Source organism: Pseudomonas sp. NY15356, assembly GCF_048068175.1.
In the GTDB taxonomy this organism is placed as follows: Bacteria; Pseudomonadota; Gammaproteobacteria; order Pseudomonadales; family Pseudomonadaceae; genus Aquipseudomonas; species Aquipseudomonas putida_K.
Genome location: NZ_JBLUPW010000020.1, coordinates 1 through 19702, shown reverse-complemented (window position 1 = coordinate 19702; position 19702 = coordinate 1). Strand labels below are relative to the sequence as shown.

Here is a 19702-nt window from a genome sequence, read left to right as displayed (position 1 = left end):
GCTAGAAGTCCCGCCTGTAGAAGATATCCAGCGAACTGGCCAAGCCGCTGGCTGCCTCCAGGTAGACCTTCTTGCTCAGTTTGTAACGCAAGGCGATGGTGTTGGCGGGCTCGAACACGCCGACACCATAGCGCAAGCTCAGCCGCTCGGTGATGTTGCCGCTGGCGACCACACTGGTGCTGTTGCCCGTCCCTTCGGAACCCAACTGGAAGTCCTCGATGCCAAGGCTCGAGGCCAGCCCACCGGTCAGCTCCTCGCCGCCCAGCAACCCCAGCCCCAGGGCTGCCTGGGCCAACATATTGTTGTCCTCGCCGCTGGTCGCCAAAGGCCTGCCCAACACCAGGTAGGACAACGCCTGCTCCTGGCCCATGGCAGGTTCGGAAAACACCTTGGTGGTCGGCTGCTCGGCGCTGCCGCTCAGGCGAATACCCGCGATCACGTCATCGACCCGACGGATCGCTTCGATATCCAGGTACGGCTGGTCGATGGGCCCGGCAAACAACAAGCGCGCCCGCCGGATGATCAGGTTCTGGCCATATTTGCGATAACGTCCTTCGGCAAGGCTGAGCTCACCGCGGGTGTCCATGTTGTTGCCGATATGCACATGGCCGAGCAGGTTGGCAGTCAAGCCAAAGCCTTTGAACGACAGCTTGTCACGCCCTACCTCGACATCGATGTCCATGTCCATGGCCAGCGGCGGCTTGCCTTCTTCGGTCTGCTCGCCGACGATCACCGTGTCATCGGAGACCTTGACGGTCGAGGGCGGCAGTTCGCGCACGGTGATCTTGCCCTTGGGCACCTGCATCTTGCCGGCGATCGACAGTCGCTCATCGGCCAGGCGGATGTTCAGGTCAGGGGCAACCTCCAGGTCTGCGTAAGGTTCGACATGCACCGGCAATTGCTGGCCACGCAAGCGTAGGTCCATTGCCAGTGCCTGCCCCCAGGTCAGGTTGCCCTCGAGCCGACCACGGCCGGCCGGCCCACTCTGCCAGTTCCCCTGCAACTGTACCTGCTCGCCGGCGATCAGCGCCTGCAACGAGAGGTCTTCGAGACTGACCGGCAGCTCGGCCCCACTCACTTCGCCGCCGCTCAACGCCAGGTTGCCTGTGACCTGAGGACTCAGCAGCGTGCCAGACAACCGTCCGCTGCCATTGAGCTGGCCGGCCAGGCGCTCGACCATCGGCACGAATGGCCGGGCGATCGACAGGTCCAGGCCGGCCAGGCGGAAGTCACCGCTCAGCGGTTTGTCCTTGCCCAACGGGTCGAGCCGGGTAACCAGGGACAGCTCGCCCAGGCGCTGGCCACGAAAATCCAAGCGGGTGTCGACACGGCGCGGGGCAAGGGTGCTGTCCAGGCGCAGGACCTGGTACGGGAAATCGACCCAACGGCCATTGTCGCGAATACGCAACGTCCCATCGCCCGCGTCCACCCGCAAGGTGCCCTTGGGCCCGCCGGCGGGGATATCCAGGTTGATGTCGGCATTGAGCAGGCCCTGCCAGGCAAAGTCCTTGGGCAACCATTGCGCCAGGCTGTCCAGCGGGAACTGCTTGAGGTGATAGCGCAGGCGTGGCTCCGGCGCCAGACGTTGGTCTTCGCCGCACAGGCTCGCCTGACCGGAGCGCCAGCAATGGGCGCCGAAGTCCAGTTGCCCGCTGGCCAAGCGCTGCAGCTTGGCCGGGGCCTGCAAGCGCCAGTCCTGGCCGCCTGCCTGGATACGCCCGGAGGCCAGGCGCCCCCGCCAATCGCCCTTGGCCAGCTGGCCGTCCACGGCCAGGTCGAGCTTGAGCTGCGGCCCATCGAGGGCCAGGGTGGCGGCTTGCTGGCGGATATCGCCCTTGCCGTCGATGTCCAGGTTGCCCAATGCGGTTTCGCCTAGGCGGATATTGCCGGCCTTGAGCGTGACCCGCCCGCGTTGAGCACTGTCCAGGCGCGCGTCCAGGCCCAGGCGCTGGATACGGTTTTCGGCCTGGCCCAGCTGTTGGCCTTGCAGCGTCAGCGTGCCTTGCGGAGCAGCCAGGGTACCGGCCAGGTCCAGGCGCCCCTTGGCCTGCCCTTGTAACCTGGGCCAGAGCTGCCCCAAACGCGGCAGGTCGAGGTCGATTCGCCCGGCCAGGCGCTGCTGCAGGCTGGCGCTGCCGTTGATACGGTTGTCACCCAGCTGCACCGCCAGGCTGCCGAGGGTCCAGTTCTCCCCTGCCCCTTCGGTCTCGACCTTGAGCACAGCCGGTTGACCGCGCAGGCGCCCCTTGAGGTCGAGCTGCGCCTGCAGCTGCAGACGCTCGTTCTTCAGCTCGCCCTTGCTGCGCAACGGCCCGGCCAGGGTACCTGGCAATTCCGCCAGCCAATAGGCCGGGTCGAGCGCCGACAATTGAAGGTCGACATCCCAGGCCAGGGTATCGGCGAAGCGGATCGCCACACTGCCGGCAGCCCTGCCCTGCCCGGCGCTCACCGCCAGCGCAGGCAAACGTACCTGGGTCAGGTCACCGTCGAACGGGCTGGCTACGCTGAAGGCACCTGCCGGTCCATCGAGGTCACCCTTGAAGGCGCCCGTGTAGCTGTCATCGCGGTAGTGCACCTGGGCGTTGAAACGCTTGAGGGTGACCTGCGGTGCCGGCTCCATGGGGTACAGGCGCAACCAGGGGAAGTCCAGCCAGTCGACCTGGGCATCGGCCGTCAGCCCCTGCTGCCAGTCAGCGCTGGCTTGCAGCTTGACCCGCTGGGTGTCGCTGGCATTGAGGTCCAGGGCATCGAGGCGAGCGCCCTTGGCATCAACCCTGCCGCCCAGCGCCAGGCCGATGGGACCTTGCTCGGCTGGCAGGCTGGCCGAACCCGCCAGTTGATAGCCGCTGAGCAGGTCGCCCTTAGCCTCCAGCCGCAGCTGGTTCAGTTGCACGGTATCCGGCAACGATGCCGCAGGCTTGAAGGCGTCCGCGCGAATGCTCAGGGTGGCCGGCAAATGTTCGGCCAAGGCCTGCAGACGGCCCTCCAGGCGGGCGTCGAGGTAACCGCTGCTGGTGGCATCGATGACGAGCGACTTCTGCAGCTCACCCTCGATGGCCAACGCCAGTTGCCAGGGCTTGCCTTGCATCTCGGGCAGCTGCAGCGTGCCGGTCACCTGCAGGGGCCAATCGGCTTCGGGCTTGAGATCACCTTGCAGGTCCAGGCGCAGGTCGTCGCGCTGCAGCCGCAGGGTGTCGATGCGCAGGCCGTTGGCCGCCCAATGAGCCGCCAATTGCATATCGCCCAACAGGTCGTTGCCATCCAGGCGCAACCGCCCGAGCTTGACCTCACCCAGTTCGATGGCGATGGGCAGCCTCAAGCTGGGCAGTTGCAGCGGCCCGCCGTCCGCCTGTGCCTCGTCCTGGGCGAACACCATGTCGACCTGCTCGGCCTGCACCCGCTCCAGGCACAAGGTGGCGCGCAGCAGACACAGCGGCGACCACGCCAGCTGCACAGCCTGTACCTGGACTTGGCTTGCGCCGTCGGCCCATACCAGTCGCTCGGCCTGCCAGCTACCACCCAGGCGACCCTGGAAGTGGGTGACCTCAAGCCCGGGGACGCGCCCCAGGGCCCAACGGCCGCCTGCCTCGCTCCCCAGGAGCAGGCCCAGCACCAGGGCCGCCAGCAACAACAGACCCAGCAACGCCAGGAGAATGGGTTTGAACACACGCGTCACAGCTCAGGCCCCATGGAGAAGTGCAAGCGGATACCACCGTCGTCGTCCAACGCATGGGCCAGGTCCAGGCGCAGTGGCCCGACTGGTGAAACCCAACGCACGCCGATGCCGACACCGGTCTTGAGGCTGGGCAGTTCCAGCGAGTTGAACGAGTTGCCCTGGTCGACGAATGTCGCCACCCGCCACTTGTCCGCCACCGAATATTGGTATTCGACACTCCCGGCCACCAGGTAGCGGCCGCCGATGCGGTCGCCATCGCTGTTCTTCGGTGACAGGCTCTGGTAGTCGTAGCCGCGCACGCTCTGGTCGCCGCCGGCAAAGAAGCGCAACGATGGCGGAACATTCTGCTTGTAGCCGTTGGTGGCACTGCCGCCGAACTGTACGCGCCCGAGCACACGATGGTTCTGCCCCAGGGTGGTCAGGCCCTTGAGCAGCACATTGCCATGCAACAGGTTGGTGTCCGACACCAACCCGTCCTTGGCCCCCTGCAAGTCGAACTGCAAGCGATAGCCATTGTGCGGGTCGATGCGATTATCGCTGCGCAGGTAGGAGAAACTTACGCCCGGCATCAACAGATTGCTCAGCCCCGAATCGTCGCCCAGCCGGTACTCCTCGCGCTGGTATTTGAGCGAAATCACCCGCTGCCAGCCACTGGGCAACTTGCTGTGCCACTCCGGGCCGACCGTCAGCAGCTTGCTCAAGGTATCGGTGCCGGCGATCTCTTCGTTCTGGTAGCCGCCTGCAAAGCGCAGCTTGTCGGTCAGCGGCGGGTCCAGGGGAATGTCGTACCACAGGCCGACGTTCTGCCGAGGAGCCGACAGTTCGGTCTCCCAGCCATAGCTGTGCCCCTGGGGGTTGACCCAGTGGCGGGTCCAGTTGGCCTTGCCGCGCGGGCCGACGTCCGTCGAAAAACCCAGGCCAAGGCCCATGGTGCGTGGCTTGCGGGTTTGCAGGTGGACATCCACCGGGATCTCTTCGTTGACAGCGGCGGTCGGCGCCGCATCGACCCGCACGCCTTCGAAGTAGCCGCTCGATTGCAGGTCGTTGTTGAGCTCGGCGATCAGCTCGGAATCGTAGGGGGTGCCGGGTTTGAAAGAGACCATGCGCTGCAACAGGTCGTTGTCCAGCGGCGTATCGCCACCGAAGGTCACTGCGCCCATGCGATAACGCGGGCCGCTCTGGTAGATGAGTTCGATGTCGGCGATACCGGCCTGGGGGTCGATTGCCAGACGCTGGCGGGTGAAGTGGCCACTGAAGAACCCATAGCGCGAGGCCTGGTTCTGGATCAGCCGCTTGGCATCCTCGTAGCTGCCATGGTTGAGCTGCTCGCCTGGGCGCAAGGCCTTGCTGTCGGGTACGCGAAACGCCGCGAGCTCGCTGGCCGGCCCCTCGATGCGCACGGTCACATTGCGCAGGTGCACAGGCTCGCCCGGCTCGATGTGGATGATCAGTTGCGGTGGCTTGCCCTGCGCACTCGGCGGCTTGACCTCGGTATCGATCTGCGCCTGGTAGAAGCCCAGGGCCTGGGCGGCCTTGCGCGCCTGTTCCTGGGCCCCACGGCTGAACCGCAACAAGGCCTCCTCGTCACGGTTCCCGAGGCTGCCGATATAGCCTTCGACATTGCTCTTGAGCGCCTTGTTGGCCGGTTTCACCCGCACCAGCAATTCGCTCTGCGCCCATACGGTGGTACTGGCGACCCAAAGAATCAGGCCCCAGCTTAATCTTCCTGAATACGTCATGCGGCGCATGCTACCAGAGGCCGGCCCTCCAGGGTGCCGCTCGGCGAGCGGATCATGCAATGTCCGGCCCTGGCGAGACCGGCTGCGGGCGGAAAAACACCCGTTCGCGAATAGGGCCGACGGCGATTTCTCCCGCTTGCTGATAGCCCTGGCGCTGGTAGAACGCCAGGGAATGCGCATTTCCGGTGTTGAGTACCACGCCTGCGCAACCAGGTGCTTCGGCGCACCATTGATGCACAGCTTGTAACAATTGTTCGCCGTAGCGCTGCCCCTGGAATTGCGGCTGCACCCCGAGCAACGACAGTACATGCACCTTGCCCTGGGGCAGGCAGGTCGCCAAGGCAGCCTGAAAATCCAGATAACGGCGGGTACAGCCTACGCCCGTACCCAGGACCATACGCAGACGCCATGCCCAACTGTCGACCACACCCAGGCGCCGGGTCGGCGGCACGATCAGCGCCACCCCGACCAAGCGGTCATCGATCAGCAAGCCAATGGCAGGCAGCTGCAAGTGGAAATGCTGGCCTACCCAGGCCCGCAACATTGCCCGCAGGCGTCGCTCGTAGCCCGGCCGCTGGGCTTCGAGCACATAGGCGAAAGTAGGGTCATGGCGGTAGGCATGGTAGAGCACTGAGCGGACCTCGCCACGATAACCGTCATCCAGCTGGCAGATGCGAACTGGCTCGGCGTTGACGTCGGGCATTGCGAGATCCTTTTGAAATTACCGTGATGTAGCGGAGCAAGCGCCGTGCCATACATCGTGTCTTCGGTACATTAGCAGCGCAGGCCGGAAGGTGCCATGCTGGCAGCGGGGGCGGATGTCGGATAGCATCCCAATTTTTGTCAGGATTGTCTTTTCATGAAGATCGTCTCGTTCAACATCAACGGCCTGCGCGCGCGCCCGCACCAACTGGCGGCGCTGATCGAAAAGCACCAGCCGGACGTGATTGGCCTGCAGGAAACCAAGGTCAGCGACGATCAGTTCCCGTTGGCTGATGTCCAGGCCCTGGGTTATCACGTGCACTACCATGGCCAGAAGGGCCACTACGGCGTGGCCCTGTTGTCGCGGCGCGAACCGCTGGACCTGTTCAAGGGCTTCGCCAACGACGAAGAAGATGCCCAGAGGCGTTTCATCTGGGGCACCTTCGCCGACGCGCACGGCACGCCCATCACCGTCATGAATGGCTACTTCCCGCAGGGCGAAAGCCGCGACCATCCCACCAAGTTCCCGGCCAAGCAGCGCTTCTACAGCGACTTGCAAGGTCTGCTGGAAGCCCAGTTCCGCAGCGATCAGCCGCTGCTGGTGATGGGCGACATGAACATCTCGCCCCAGGACTGCGACATCGGCATCGGCGCGGACAACGCCAAACGTTGGCTGCGTACCGGCAAATGCAGCTTCCTGCCGGAGGAGCGCGAATGGCTGGAGCGGCTCAAGGGTTGGGGGTTGGTCGACAGCTTCCGATACCTGCATCCTGAAGTGGCCGACCGCTTCAGCTGGTTCGACTATCGCAGCCGTGGGTTCGAGGATGAGCCCAAGCGGGGGCTGCGGATCGACCTGATCATGGCTTCCCAAGGGCTGGTACCACGGCTCAAGGCGGCGGGTGTCGATTATGAACTGCGCGCGATGGAGAAGCCTTCCGATCACGCGCCGATCTGGCTGGAGCTCGCTTGAGCCTGTAGACGATGTCCGCCGCAGCGGCTTAAGCGAACAAGCAGGCTTTACTGTAAAAGCCTCTGGATCTGTTCGCGCAGGCTGTCCAGGTCGAACGGCTTGGCCAAAATGGGTGCCGTGCGCGCAATCGGGCTTTGGCTTTCAAGGATCTCAGCTGGATACCCGCTGATGAAGATCACCTTCAGGTCAGGCCGCAACTTGACGGCCGGCTCGGCGATGTCCACCCCCGAGATCCCGCCTGGCAGGCGAAAGTCCGTGACCATCAAGTCCAGGTGCGGCTTGCTCGCCAGGATGGCGAACGCCTGCTCGCCGTCCTCGGCCACCAGTACGTGGTAGCCCTCCCCGGCGAGGTAATCGCGCAGGATCATGCGAATCGCCGGTTCATCCTCGACGACCAGTACCACATCTTGTGCATCTTCACTCATGACTTCGCCTTGGAATTCAATAGGTTGGCCATCAGACCCCAGGCTCAGGCAGAGGTTGCCTGCGCCTGGTCGCTTTGCAGTCGTGCAGCCGCCAACGGCAGGCACAGGCTGAAGGTTGCACCCTTGCCTTCCTCACTGTCGACCCGGATATGCCCACCATGGGCCTGGACGATCTGCTCGGAAATATACAGCCCCAACCCCAGCCCCCCACTGGCCTGCTGCGCCGCGACCCGTTCGAACTGTTGGAAGATCCGCTGCTGATTGGCGGCACTGATGCCGATCCCCTGGTCCTGGACCTGTACCCAAGCCCTACCACCCTGCTCGAACACACGAACTCGCACCGGTCGCCGTTCACCATAGCGCAGCGCATTAGACAGCAGATTCGCCACCACCTGCTCGATACGAAATTCATCCCACTCTCCCGGTAACGCCTCACAGCGCTCCAGTTCGATATGGGTGTCGAAGGCTGCGGCCTGAGCGGTGAAGTTCTCCACCAGCCCCCGCACCAACTGACCGAGGTCGAAAGCCTTGGGCCGTATCGACAACTTGCCGGTGCGGATGCGCGAAACATCGAGCATGTCCTCGATCAGGCGGATCAGGCTGTTGATCTGGCGCTCGTCACGCTCGACCATGGCCTGCAGGCGATCCGGGGTAAAGGCGTCGAGGTTGCCCTTGGCCAGGTGCATCTTGCGCAGCTGGGTCTCGAGGATCAGGCCATTGAGTGGCGTGCGCACCTCGTGTGAGACGATCGACATGAAGTCGTCACGCATGCGTACCGCGCGCTCGAGCTCACCCCGCGCCACCTCGAGCTCGGCCAGCAATTGCGCCTGCTCCTGGCGGCTGTGCTCAAGGGCCTCCAATTGACGTCCCAAGGCCTTGCGCTGGCGGAACAAGTCGACGAACACCGAGACCTTGCTCTTGACCGCCAGGGTATCGAGCGGCTTGTGCAGAAAATCCACCGCACCGCTCTCATACCCTTTGAAGGCATAGTTCATTTCACGGGCTGCGGCGCTGACGAACACAATCGGGATGTTCTTGGTCTTCTCGGTGCCACGCATCAGTTCGGCCAGCTCGAAACCGTTCATGCCCGGCATCTGCACATCGAGGATGGCCAGGGCGAATTCATGCTCGAGCAACAGCGACAGCGCCTGTTCGGCAGACTGGGCCTGGTGCACTTCACGGTCCTCACCCTGGATCAGGGCACGGAGGGCCAGCAGGTTTTCCGGCAGGTCGTCGACGATCAGCAGTTTGGCGATGATATTGCTTAGCATGCGCTGGGTTCCAGGGTCGCGAGCAGTTGCCCGATACCACTCAGGGAAAGGATATGGTCGGGCCGGTGCAGGGCCAGTGCGGCCTCCGGCATCAGTGCGACCTGTGCGTCGCGGGGGTCCTGGACCACGGTCCGGCCTCCGCTGTTCTTGATATGAAGCAGCCCCTGGGCGCCATCTTCGTTGGCCCCGGTGAGCAGCACGCCGAGCAGGCCAGGGCCGTAGGCATCGGCCGCCGACTGGAACAGGAAATCGATCGCCGGACGAGAGAAATGCACTGCCTCCTCCTGGCTCAACGACAGGCTGCGGTCGCGCTCCACCGACAGGTGGTAGCCCGGCCCGGCCACATAGATCCACCCAGGCTCGATACGCGCTTTGTCGCAGGCCTCGCATACCGGCCGACGCAGCCGCCGCTGCAGCACCTCGGCCAGTTGGCTGTGGCGGTCGTCAGGCAGGTGCAGGACACATAACACCGGGATGGCAAAGCGCTCCGGCAGTGCGCCAAGCACCGCGAACAACGCCGCGACGCCACCCGCCGAGGCGCCGATGACCACCGCCTGTACACCGTTCATGACTTACGGTAGATCCGTTCGGGCCGCATCAGTGCCTCGAATCGGTCGCTGTAGACGGAAAAATCCACCGATTCCTTGCTGCCCAGGACCAGAAAGCCACGGTGACACAACGATTCATGGAACAGACCCAGGGCGCGATCCTGCAACTGCTTGTTGAAATAGATCAGCACGTTGCGGCAGGACACCAGTTGCGTCTCGGAGAACACGCTGTCGGTGGCCAGGCTATGGTCGGCGAAGGTCACGTTGTCGCGCAGGCTGCTGTCCATGATGGCGTTGCCGTAGGCTGCGGTGTAGTACTCGGCGAAATCCCGGCGGCCACCGGCCTGGCGGTAGTTTTCCGCATAGGCTTGCATGTCGTGCATCGCATAGATGCCTTGCTTGGCCTTTTCCAGCGAGTACGGGTTGATGTCGGTGGCATAGAGGATGGTGCGCTCGAGCAACCCTTCCTCGCGTAGCAGGATGGCCATGGAATACACCTCCTCGCCCGTACTGCAGCCCGCGATCCACACCTTGAGCGACGGCCAGGTGCGCAGCAGCGGCACCACTTCATTACGCAAGGCGAGGAAGTGCCCAGGGTCGCGGAACATCTCGCTGACCGGGATCGTCAGGTACTGCAGCAGTTGCATGAACATGCTCGGGTCGTGCAACACCCGCTCCTGCAACGCCGAGATCGTGGGGCAGTCGAATTGCCGCACGGCATGCAGGATCCGGCGCTTGATCGAAGCGCCGGAATAGTCGCGGAAATCGTAGCTGTACTTGAGGTAGATCGCCTCGATCAACAGCCGGATCTCGATGTCGGTACTACGTTCGCTAGTCAAATTCGCTCCAGTTGTGGCAGCCAGACACGGATCAGTGAGAACAGCCGTTCCAGCTCGATCGGCTTGGCCAGGTAATCGTTGGCACCGGCCTGCAGGCAGCGCTGCTGGTCGTCCTTCATGGCCTTGGCGGTCACGGCGATGATCGGCAGTTTGCGCCAGCGGGGTTGCTGGCGAATCAGCCGTGTCGCCTCGTAGCCATCCATCTCTGGCATCATCACGTCCATCAACACCAGGTCGATATCCTCGTGCTGTTCCAGCCGTTCGATGGCTTCGCGCCCGTTACGGCCGATCTCGACAATGGCACCTTTGTGCTCGAGGGCACTGGTCAAGGCGAAGATGTTGCGCACATCGTCATCGACCAGGAGGATCTTGCGCCCTTCGAACACCTTGTCGCGGCTGCGTGCGGTCTTGAGCATGCGCTGGCGTTCATGGGACAGCTGCGCTTCGACTTTGTGCAGGAACAGCGTGACTTCGTCGAGCAGTCGCTCCGGCGAGCGAGCCCCCTTGATGATGATCGAGTGGGAGTACTTGCGAAGCTCGGCCTCTTCCTCGCGTGTGAGGTTACGCCCGGTGTAGACGATCACCGGCGGGAAGGCCCGGATCTGTTCGCAGGTCATGCGCTTGAGCAGCTCGTCGCCAAGCATGTCCGGCAGCTTCAGGTCGATGATCATGCAGTCGTAGATGTTCTCGCGCAACAGCGTCAGGGCGTCCTGGGCCAAGGCCACGGCAGTGATCTCGATGTCGTCGTCGCCGATCAGCCGGGCGATGCTTTCTCGCTGCAGGTCATCGTCCTCCACCAACAGGATGTGCTTGAGCTTCTGGGTCAGCTTGGCCTCCAGCCGGCTGAACACCGCCTTGAGCTCCTCACGGCTGGTGGGCTTGACTGCATACCCCACGGCCCCCAGGTGCATGGCGGCCTCTACACGATCCTCCACCGAGATGACATGCACCGGGATGTGCCGGGTAGCGGCCTGTTCCTTGAGCCGCTGCAGCACCGTCAGACCCGAATGGTCCGGCAGGCGCATGTCCAGCAGGATGGCATCCGGCGTGTACTGGGCGGCCAATTCGTAGCCCTCGTCCGCACTTTGCGCCACCAGGCAGCTGTAGCCCAGCTCGTGGGCCAGATCGAAGAGGATGCGGGCGAAGTTCGGCTCGTCCTCCACCACCAGGATGCAGCGGCTGGCAAAGGGCGCGTGCTCGCGGTCGTCGGCGAAGGCTGGCCCCCGGGATGCCGGCGGCACCGGCGCAGCAACCTGGGCCACCGGTTTGGCAACTTGCGGCACCTGGGCCTCGGCCGGTGCGCCTTCGTACTGTTCAGGCAGGGTCAGGTTGAATGTACTGCCCTGCCCTGGCGTGCTCTGCACCGTGATCTGCCCGCCCAGCAGGCGCGCCAGGTCTCGGGAAATCGACAAGCCCAGACCGGTACCACCGTAGCGTCGATTGCTGGTGCCATCGACCTGGTGGAACGCCTCGAAGATCGCCTGTTGCTGGTCGGCCGCAATGCCGATGCCGCTGTCGCGCACGCTGAAGCACACGCCCCGGCCGGCCTCGTGGCCGATGGTCAGGCTGACCTGGCCATGCTCGGTGAACTTGATCGCATTGGACAACAGGTTCTTGAGGATCTGCTCCAGGCGTTGGCGGTCGGTGAACAGGGTCGCCGGCACCTGCGGCTCGACCTGCACCGCAAAGTCCAGGCCCTTGTCCCGGGCCAAGGGCTCGAACATGGCTCGCACCCCCTCCACCAGCCCCTCGACCTGGGTGACCTGGGCGCGCACATCGAGCTTGCCGGCCTCTACCTTGGCGATATCGAGGATGTCGTTGATCAGGTTGAGCAGGTCGTTGCCGGCCGAATAGATGGACTCGGCGAACTTCACCTGTTCATCGCTGAGGTTGCCCTCGCCGTTTTCCGCCAAAAGCTTGGCCAGGATCAGCGAGCTGTTGAGCGGCGTACGCAGTTCATGGGACATGTTGGCCAGGAACTCGGATTTGTAGCGGTTGGTGCGCTGCAGGTCTTCTGCGCGAGCCTGCAGTTCCAGCTGCGCCAAGTTCAGTTCGCCGTTCTTGCGGTCCAGGGCGTCGGTGCGCTCGGCCAACTGCTCGTTGGTCTGTTCCAGCTCCGCTTGTTGGGTCTCCAGATGCGCCTGGGACTCCTTGAGGATACGCGATTGCTCCTCAAGCTCCTCATTGGCGGTCTTGAGCTCCTCCTGCTGTACCTGCAGTTCTTCGTTGAGCTGCTGGGTCTCGGCCAGCACTTCCTGAAGGCGTTGGCGGTTGCGTGCGCTTTCGATGGAGATCCCCAGGTTACCGCCGACCTGCTGCAACAGCTCCGCATCACGCTCCTGCAGCGGTCTGAGAAAGCCCAGCTCGAGCACACCATTGACCTGCCCGTCATCACTGGTCGGCATCAGCAACGCGCTGCGCGGCAGGCCATCGCCCAGGCCCGAACTCAAGCGCAGGTAATCGGCGGGCAGGTCATCCAGGCGCAGCGGGCGGACCTGGCGGACCACTTCCGCCAGCAACCCGTCATGGCTGGCCACTCGCTCGCCGCGGGCTTGCTGCTCGGCGCCCAGGCCGTAGCTGGCCACACGCACCAGCTGCCCTTGTTCGTCGCGCACATAGAAGGCGCCGACCACACTGCCCAGGTACCCGGCGAAGAAGCGCAGGATGTTGTCGCCGAGCATGGGCAGGGTCAGTTGCCCAAGCACCTGCTCCGCCAGTTGGGTCTGGCCGTTGCGCAACCAGGCTTGGTGTTCCAGGCGTTCGGTGGCCTGTCGCTGGGCTTGCAGGTTCGCCACGTAGCTCTCCGACAGCGCGAGCAGGTCGCGGCGGCCGAGATAGGCCAACAGGGCTGTCAGGGCCACGATGAACAGCACGAACGCGCTGCTGAGCAGCACCGTCACGGTACTCACGGTTTCGTTGCGGGCCATGCGCAGCTGCTGTTCGGCGGCGATCAGGTCGTCGTATTCCTTGCGGATCCCGTCGCTCAGGCGTTTGCCGCGGCCATCGGCGATGGCGACCTGGTAATCGCCCTGGTTGCGGCGCAAGGCAATCATCTCGGCACCGAAGTCGTTCCAGGCCCGTTGCAAGGCGATCAAACGGTCGATGCGCTCAACCTGTTGCGGGTTGTCCATCACCATCGAGCGCAGCGCCTGGAGGCTGTTGAAGATCCGCGGCTTGGCCACCTCGTAGGGATCGAGGAAACGTTCCTCCCCGGAAATCAGGAAGCCGCGCATACCTGTTTCCATGTCGATCGCAAGCTTGGCTGTCTCGTTGGCATTGCCGATCACCCGATCGGTGTGCTCGACCCATTGCATGGCCGAGAGCAAATAGTTGATCACCGCGACAAACGCCACGGCCCCCAGCAGGCCTACGCCAAGGGGCAAGCCGACATTGCGGCGCAAGAGCTTGCGAAAGCTCTGCTGGTCCATAGAGGCTGCTTGAATCATTTGAAAACGCCCGCGCGAAAAGTATCCATTGGGTGGGTGGCCGCTGCGCCACCGGTTCATAGCGAGTCTAACCAGCTTTACCGGCTCTGGCAGGGCACTTAGCCAGTATTTGAAGGCTACTTGCACCAATCGTTCCATCGATGTGCAGGGCCCGTTATGCTGGGGAACTTCTGCTGCCCGCCGGGGCACCCAATAAAGACCACCCCATGAACAGGATCCACACAATGCAGCTACTGGTAGTCGAAGACGACGACATCGTACGCATGCTGATAGTCGAAGTGCTCGGCGACTTGGGCTATACCGCGATCGAGGCCGACAGTGCCGCTGCCGCCTTGGCAGTGCTCGAGGATCGGAGCCGGGACCTGGCATTGCTGATGACCGACGTGGGCCTGCCGGACATGCGCGGCGAGGACCTGGCTGCCAAGGCCCGTGAACTGCGTCCAACGCTGCCGGTGCTGTTTGCCAGCGGTTATGCCGAAACGCTGAATGTGCCAGAGGGGATGCACATGATCGGCAAGCCGTTCGGGATCGACCAGCTTCGGGACAAGGTCGTGGGAATACTCGGGGCGCCCTGAGGTTCGACGCGATACCTTCGGAGCCTGTGAGACGCCGCGCGGGCGGCGCTCGATCTCACAGGCTCCTCTACCTTCCTGCTTACACCCCTCTACACACGCAAGCCAAGAAAAAAGCACTGTGCTGCCGCGCCTAAAAAGTTATAAGATAACATTTCAATTCAACGACAGACCCGCCCGCCTCCAATCATGACAAGCGCCTGCCCCACCCCCACCCAACTCACCCAGCGCCTGCAGAGCATCGATGCCCTGCGCGGCCTGGTGATCCTGTTCATGCTCCTGGACCACGTCCGTGAAACCTTCTTCCTGCATCGCCAGGTCAGCGACCCGATGAGCATCGATGCCACCGAACCCACCCTGTTCATCAGCCGTACCCTGGCCCACCTGTGCGCACCGGTCTTCGTTCTGCTGACCGGCCTCTCGGCGTGGCTCTATGGCGAAAAGCACCAGGGCCGCGGCGATGTATCGGCCTTCCTGTTCAAGCGCGGCCTGTTCCTGGTGGCGCTGGAATTTACTCTTGTGAATTTCGCCTGGACCTTCCAACTGCCGCCGACCGTGATCTACCTACAGGTGATCTGGGCCATCGGTGTCAGCATGATCGCCCTGTCGCTGCTGGTCTGGCTCCCCCGCCCGGCGCTGCTGGCTGTCGGTATCACCCTTGTCGCCGGGCACAACCTGCTCGATGGGTTGCACTTCGAACCCGGTTCGGCCCTGCATGTTCCTTGGGCGATCCTGCATGACCGAGGCTGGCTGGAGCTCAACGAACATCTGCGCCTGCGCACCTCCTATCCGGTATTGCCATGGATCGGCGTGATCGTGCTGGGCTATGCCCTGGGCCCCTGGTTCGCCCGGGGCAGCGATGCCGGGGCTCGCCAGCATCGCCTGCTGCTGCTCGGTATCGGCGTGCTGCTGGGGTTCTTCGCCCTGCGCCTGTTCAACGGCTATGGCGAGGCACCATGGAGCGGCTACCCGACCGCGACCCAGACCCTGATGAGCTTCTTCAACATCACCAAGTACCCACCGTCGCTGTTGTTCCTGGCCCTGACCCTGGGCCTGGGCCTGCTGTTGCTGCGAGCCTTCGAACGGGCCGGGCAGGCACGCTGGATCGGGGTGCTGGCAGTGTTCGGCGCAGCGCCCATGTTCTTCTACCTGTTGCACCTTTACGTGCTGAAGCTGTTGTACCTGGCCAGCGTCGCGCTGTGGGGCCTGAACCAGGGGGACTATTTCGGCTTCGAGGGCATCGGGGCGGTCTGGCTTGGCGCGCTTGTGCTCGCCATCGCATTGTTCCTGCCGGTGCGCGCATTCGCCCGGCTCAAGGCCCGCCGCCGCGACATCGCCTGGCTCAAGTACTTCTAAGGCGGCAGGAGCCCAGCCCCATGCATGCCTGCATCAATTCCGGGCCTCGGCAGTCGCTGCGCGTCGCCCTGCTGCTGCCGCTGCTCGGCGCCTCGCCCGTGGCCTTGTCGGAATCGGCCCAGGCGCAGTCCGACGGCTTTATCGAAGACAGCACCTGGAGCTTGCTCAACCGCACCGTGTTCGACCAGCGCGACTATCGCCATGGCGGCCGTAACGGTGCAGCCCGCAATGCCTACAAGCCACGCAGCGAGCGCAGCGGCAAAGCCGAGGAATGGGCCTATGGCCTGATGGGGACCTTCCAGTCCGGGTTCACCCAAGGGGTGCTGGGCGTCGGTGTCGATGCCCACGCCTACCTCGGCGTACAACTGGACAGCGGTGGCGGCCGTGCCGGCAAGGCGCGCCTGCTGGCCTTGGACAACGACGGCCACCCCAAGGGCAACTACAGCCGTGGCGGCGCGGCGCTCAAGCTGCGGCTGGCCGACACCGTGCTGTCCTACGGTGAGCAACGGGTGAAGACACCGGTGTTCAGTTCCTCCGATAGCCGCCTGCTGCCCGAGACTGCCACGGGCCTGTTCTTCACCAGCAGCGAGATCGACACGCTCAAGCTGGTGGCCGGCCATTTCAACGAAAACACCGACCGCAATGCCTCGAGCCATGACCAGGGTTTCGCGGTGAACTACTCGAACGCACGCCAGGGCGACAGCTTCGACCTGGCAGGCATGGTGTGGGCCCCGAACAGCGCCGTTAACGCCAGCCTCTATACCTCGCGTTACGCGGATACCTGGCGTCAACATTACCTGGGCAGTACCCTCAGCCATGCCCTGGATGAACACAGCAGCCTGAGCCTGGAACTGAACCTGTACCGTACCACCGATACCGGCAAGACCTTGTCCGGGCGTATCGACAACACCACCTGGAACCTGCTCTCACGCTATACCCACGGCCCGCACACGTTCAGCCTCGGCTGGCAGCAGGTCGATGGCGATACACCGTTCGACTATGTCACCCGCGGCGCGATCTACCTGGGCAATGCCGTGCAGCTGTCCGATTTCAACGCACCCAACGAGAAGTCGTGGCAAGCGCGCTATGACCTGAACATGGCAACCTTCGGCATCCCCGGCTTGAACCTGGCGGCCTTGTATGTGCGCGGGTTCGATATCGATGGCAGCCACACCGACCCGGCCGGCGGCTACGCCTACCTGGGCTACGGCAAGGGCGGCAGGCATTGGGAGCGAGACCTGGAAGCGCGGTACCTGGTGCAGGACGGCGCAGCCAAGGGCATGGCGTTCTCGGTACGGTACGACGTCCACCGTGGCAATACTGCCCAGGCGGAGCTGGATGCCGATCAGATACGCCTGGCCGTGGAATACCCGTTGGGTGGCGGGCGCTGAGATCTTCAGTAAACTGACCGCCAGACCAACCCAAGGCCCGATCGATGCCCCGCCCTCCCAGACGCCTGTTCCCGATGCTCCTGCTCGCAGCCCTTGCCGCTTGCGACCAGGCGCCCAGCCGCGAAGAAAAGATCCTGGCCAACCTGCCCCTGCAGGAGGCCTACGAGCACAACATCGACAAGATCGCCGCGCTGCTCGCACCCAAGCACCCCGGCCTGTCCGAGGAACAGATCCAGGCCGTGGTGCGCAAGCACCTGACCGTCGAAGATCAACGCCAGGACCTGTTCAAGCTCTACAGCGAGACGCACTTCAACGATGCCGAGTTCGACCTGATTGTCACCGCCACCCAGGATCCCGCCAAGGCCAGGGCGCTGGAGGAAACCGAACAGGGCAGGCAGTTGAGCGAAAAGCTCACCGCCCTGATGCGTGAAAGTGCCAACGATGAGAAAGCCCAGGCGCTGGCCGAACAGCGCATGCAGCAGGTCGAGCAGGACCTGCTCGAACTGGAACAGACCAAGCGGTGAACGCCCTGCGCTGCCGCTTCTGATGCCCCATGGCCACCACTGTGCAGAACAGGTAAGGTTGTCACTCTTTCCCGCTGTTGAGGTCAGGATTGCCACACGCCAAGAAAGGCCTGCGCCTGGATCTGCGCACGTTGATCCTCATCCTGTCGGCGCTCACCGCCACGGTGATGCTGTTGACCAGCTATTTCGCCAGCTATCGTGTGCAGCGCCAGTTGCTGATCGATCATGCGCTGGAGGCCAACAGAGTGTATGCCGCCAAGCTTGCGGCCATCACCGAGACGTTCGTTGGCAATGCCCTGCAGCAGCTGGCTTTCAGCGCTACGGTCCAGGCCCGGCAACTGGGCGATGCGCAACTGACGCAAGCCGAGACCGAACGTGTGCTACGCCAGAGCCATGCCTTCAACTCGGTGTACCTGGTCGACGCCCAAGGCGTGCTCCGGGCCATTTCCCCTGCGCCCCTGCGCAAGGTGCTGGGCACCCGCCTGCACACTCCGGGCGCGGTGCAGGCACTGCAAGCGCGCAAGACGCTGATCTCGACGCCCTTCCTTTCAACCGCCAACAATCTGGTGGTGATGCTGTCGCAGCCGATCTTCAGCGCCGACGGTCAGTACCTGGGCTATGTCGGCGGCAGCTTGTACCTGCGCGAGCACAACATCCTCAACAGCCTACTCGACAAGCACTTCTACACGAATGGCGCCTATCTCTACGTGGTCGACCGTAACCGCCGCCTGCTCTACCACCCTGACACCCAGCGGGTGGGCACAGTGGTCAGCGGCAACGCCCTGGTCGATCGGATCGCCACCCTGGGCAACGGCACGCAGCAAGTGACCAATAGCCATGGCGTGGAGATGCTTGCAGGCTTCGCCACGGTGCCCAGCACCGGCTGGGGCATCGTCGCCCAGCAGCCACTGGCCCAGACCGTGATACCACTGCGGCGGCTGATTCTCGATGTGGTCGGGATCTCCGTGCCCTTGGCCCTGGTGGGCTCGCTGGTGCTCTGGTTGCTGGCCCTGGCCATCACCCGCCCGCTGCGCCAGCTAGCAGCCGCCGCACGCACACTGGACAGGGCCGGTACGGCGGAACGCCTGCACCAGGTTCGAGCCTGGTACTTCGAGGCCGCCGAACTCAAGCGAGCGCTGCTGTTCGGCCTGAACCTGCTGCAGGAACGCATCGGCCGACTCAACCGCGACGCCCAGACCGACCCGCTCACGGGGCTGGGCAACCGCCGGCGCCTGGAGTTCAGCCTCGCGCTGATGGAGGCCGAGGCGCACGGCTTTTGCGTGGTTGCCCTGGATATCGACCACTTCAAACGGATCAACGACAGCCACGGCCATGATATCGGCGACCAGGTGCTCAAGCGCCTGGCCGAATTGATGCGCCGCTGCTGCCGTGAGGGCGATGTGCTGTGCCGAACCGGTGGCGAAGAGTTCCTCATCCTGTTGCCCAAGGCCAGCCTGGAAGTGGCGACAGCCGTGGCCGAACGCCTGCGCAAGGGCGTGCAGGACACGCCGATCGAGCCGGTGGGTGCCATTACCCTCTCGCTTGGGGTCGCCCGCTGGGACGCGCAAGGGGATGAAACCCCGGCCGATGCGCTCAACCGTGCCGACCAGGTGCTGTATACGGCCAAGCAGGCCGGGCGCAACCGAGTGGTTGCCCAGCTCGCCCGCTGAAGGGCGGCCTGTTCCGTCCGTCAGGGCGTCGGCACCGTGCAAACCCAGGCACACTCGAACGCAGAAGACACCTGGATGGGAGATTTCCGATGAAACACGCATGTGTCCTTTCCCTGGGCCTGGCCTTCAGCCTGGGCGTCGGCGCCTCCCTGGCGCTGGCAGCGAACGAGCCGAACACCCAGCGCACCCCGACCGAACAGGTACCCGGCACCGGCACCATCGACCGTGACGGGGGGCCAATGGGCTCCGGCACACCGGGCGATGGCCTGGGTATAGGTACCGGCACCGATGCCAACGACACCGACAACACCGGCGGCGACGGCACCGCCCAGGGCAAGCCCGGAGAGGCAGGGCCCGGCACCGGCAACAATGGCGACCTGGATGATTCCGGCAGCCCAGGTGGCGGGGCCCCGCGCAACGACGATTCGCTCTAGACCGCCCTGCATCGAAGGGCTTCGCCTTTGATCGCGGCACAAGCCCATCGCCGGCAAGCCGGCTCCCACAGGTTCCGCGGTGTCTACTACAGCAGCGCAGGACAGGTGGGAGCCGGCTTGCCGGCGATGGGGCCTTAAC

At 64.0% G+C, this 19702-nt stretch carries 15 protein-coding genes; 7 read left to right on the top strand and 8 right to left on the bottom strand.

The window, feature by feature from the left end:
- Window position 1 precedes the first annotated feature (1 nt).
- Genes ACNFCI_RS16275 through ACNFCI_RS16265 form a run of 3 tightly spaced genes read right to left on the bottom strand, consistent with a single transcriptional unit; the run spans window position 2 to window position 6118 of the window.
- Window positions 2–3676: a translocation/assembly module TamB domain-containing protein gene (locus tag ACNFCI_RS16275; RefSeq protein ID WP_368829569.1), complete on the bottom strand. Its 3675-nt coding sequence runs from the start codon at window positions 3674–3676 to the stop codon at window positions 2–4.
- Window positions 3673–5415, bottom strand: a complete 1743-nt coding sequence (locus ACNFCI_RS16270) for an autotransporter assembly complex protein TamA (protein ID WP_084856994.1) — start codon at window positions 5413–5415, stop codon at window positions 3673–3675. Before ACNFCI_RS16270 ends, ACNFCI_RS16275 begins: the two co-directional genes overlap by 4 nt.
- A 52-nt stretch (window positions 5416–5467) precedes the next feature.
- Window positions 5468–6118, bottom strand: a complete 651-nt coding sequence (locus ACNFCI_RS16265) for a GNAT family N-acetyltransferase (RefSeq protein ID WP_084856874.1) — start codon at window positions 6116–6118, stop codon at window positions 5468–5470.
- A 156-nt stretch (window positions 6119–6274) separates the two neighbouring features.
- Here ACNFCI_RS16265 and xthA point away from each other — a divergent pair, with 156 nt between their 5' ends.
- Window positions 6275–7087 (top strand): exodeoxyribonuclease III, encoded by an 813-nt coding sequence (gene xthA / locus ACNFCI_RS16260; protein WP_416768060.1) that lies wholly within the window; start codon window positions 6275–6277, stop codon window positions 7085–7087.
- A gap of 47 nt (window positions 7088–7134) precedes the next feature.
- Here xthA and ACNFCI_RS16255 read toward each other — a convergent pair whose 3' ends face one another.
- From ACNFCI_RS16255 to ACNFCI_RS16235, 5 genes are read right to left on the bottom strand one after another with little or no spacing between them, the layout of a single operon-like run.
- Complete coding sequence (locus tag ACNFCI_RS16255) at window positions 7135–7512, bottom strand: response regulator (protein WP_084856871.1); 378 nt, start codon at window positions 7510–7512, stop codon at window positions 7135–7137.
- 44 nt (window positions 7513–7556) lie between these two features.
- On the bottom strand, window positions 7557–8783 hold the full coding sequence (locus ACNFCI_RS16250) for a hybrid sensor histidine kinase/response regulator (RefSeq protein ID WP_084856869.1): 1227 nt from the start codon (window positions 8781–8783) through the stop codon (window positions 7557–7559).
- On the bottom strand, window positions 8777–9352 hold the full coding sequence (locus ACNFCI_RS16245) for a chemotaxis protein CheB (protein WP_084856867.1): 576 nt from the start codon (window positions 9350–9352) through the stop codon (window positions 8777–8779). The genes ACNFCI_RS16250 and ACNFCI_RS16245 overlap by 7 nt, the downstream gene beginning before the upstream one ends.
- On the bottom strand, window positions 9349–10170 hold the full coding sequence (locus ACNFCI_RS16240; RefSeq protein WP_084856865.1) for a CheR family methyltransferase: 822 nt from the start codon (window positions 10168–10170) through the stop codon (window positions 9349–9351). Before ACNFCI_RS16240 ends, ACNFCI_RS16245 begins: the two co-directional genes overlap by 4 nt.
- Window positions 10167–13616, bottom strand: a complete 3450-nt coding sequence (locus ACNFCI_RS16235) for a response regulator (protein ID WP_324812142.1) — start codon at window positions 13614–13616, stop codon at window positions 10167–10169. The genes ACNFCI_RS16240 and ACNFCI_RS16235 overlap by 4 nt, the downstream gene beginning before the upstream one ends.
- A 224-nt stretch (window positions 13617–13840) precedes the next feature.
- On the opposite strand from ACNFCI_RS16235, the gene ACNFCI_RS16230 reads away from it, so the two are divergent.
- From ACNFCI_RS16230 to ACNFCI_RS16205, 6 genes are all read left to right on the top strand, one after another.
- Window positions 13841–14191, top strand: coding sequence for a response regulator (locus tag ACNFCI_RS16230; protein WP_084856862.1), 351 nt, complete (start codon window positions 13841–13843; stop codon window positions 14189–14191).
- A gap of 186 nt (window positions 14192–14377) precedes the next feature.
- On the top strand, window positions 14378–15544 hold the full coding sequence (locus tag ACNFCI_RS16225; protein ID WP_084856860.1) for a DUF1624 domain-containing protein: 1167 nt from the start codon (window positions 14378–14380) through the stop codon (window positions 15542–15544).
- 20 nt (window positions 15545–15564) lie between these two features.
- Window positions 15565–16935, top strand: coding sequence for an OprD family porin (locus tag ACNFCI_RS16220; RefSeq protein WP_416768059.1), 1371 nt, complete (start codon window positions 15565–15567; stop codon window positions 16933–16935).
- A 44-nt stretch (window positions 16936–16979) separates the two neighbouring features.
- Window positions 16980–17459 carry a hypothetical protein gene (locus ACNFCI_RS16215; RefSeq protein WP_084856857.1) on the top strand — a complete coding sequence of 160 codons (480 nt, stop codon included), beginning with the start codon at window positions 16980–16982 and terminating at the stop codon, window positions 17457–17459.
- A gap of 89 nt (window positions 17460–17548) precedes the next feature.
- The gene (locus ACNFCI_RS16210) at window positions 17549–19129 is read left to right on the top strand and encodes a sensor domain-containing diguanylate cyclase (RefSeq protein ID WP_084856855.1); all 1581 of its coding nucleotides are present in this window, start codon (window positions 17549–17551) and stop codon (window positions 19127–19129) included.
- Between the two features lie 89 nt (window positions 19130–19218).
- Window positions 19219–19563 (top strand): hypothetical protein, encoded by a 345-nt coding sequence (locus ACNFCI_RS16205; RefSeq protein WP_084856854.1) that lies wholly within the window; start codon window positions 19219–19221, stop codon window positions 19561–19563.
- Window positions 19564–19702 lie beyond the last annotated feature (139 nt).

Coding starts and splice junctions, on each gene's coding strand:
- ACNFCI_RS16220 (WP_416768059.1), top strand. CDS start 15,565: ATGCATGCCTGCATCAATTCCGGGCCTCGGCAGTCGCTGCGCGTCGCC.
- ACNFCI_RS16250 (WP_084856869.1), bottom strand. CDS start 8,783: ATGCTAAGCAATATCATCGCCAAACTGCTGATCGTCGACGACCTGCCG.
- ACNFCI_RS16215 (WP_084856857.1), top strand. CDS start 16,980: ATGCCCCGCCCTCCCAGACGCCTGTTCCCGATGCTCCTGCTCGCAGCC.
- ACNFCI_RS16225 (WP_084856860.1), top strand. CDS start 14,378: ATGACAAGCGCCTGCCCCACCCCCACCCAACTCACCCAGCGCCTGCAG.
- ACNFCI_RS16255 (WP_084856871.1), bottom strand. CDS start 7,512: ATGAGTGAAGATGCACAAGATGTGGTACTGGTCGTCGAGGATGAACCG.
- ACNFCI_RS16205 (WP_084856854.1), top strand. CDS start 19,219: ATGAAACACGCATGTGTCCTTTCCCTGGGCCTGGCCTTCAGCCTGGGC.
- ACNFCI_RS16245 (WP_084856867.1), bottom strand. CDS start 9,352: ATGAACGGTGTACAGGCGGTGGTCATCGGCGCCTCGGCGGGTGGCGTC.
- xthA (WP_416768060.1), top strand. CDS start 6,275: ATGAAGATCGTCTCGTTCAACATCAACGGCCTGCGCGCGCGCCCGCAC.
- ACNFCI_RS16230 (WP_084856862.1), top strand. CDS start 13,841: ATGCAGCTACTGGTAGTCGAAGACGACGACATCGTACGCATGCTGATA.
- ACNFCI_RS16265 (WP_084856874.1), bottom strand. CDS start 6,118: ATGCCCGACGTCAACGCCGAGCCAGTTCGCATCTGCCAGCTGGATGAC.
- ACNFCI_RS16235 (WP_324812142.1), bottom strand. CDS start 13,616: ATGATTCAAGCAGCCTCTATGGACCAGCAGAGCTTTCGCAAGCTCTTG.
- ACNFCI_RS16270 (WP_084856994.1), bottom strand. CDS start 5,415: ATGACGTATTCAGGAAGATTAAGCTGGGGCCTGATTCTTTGGGTCGCC.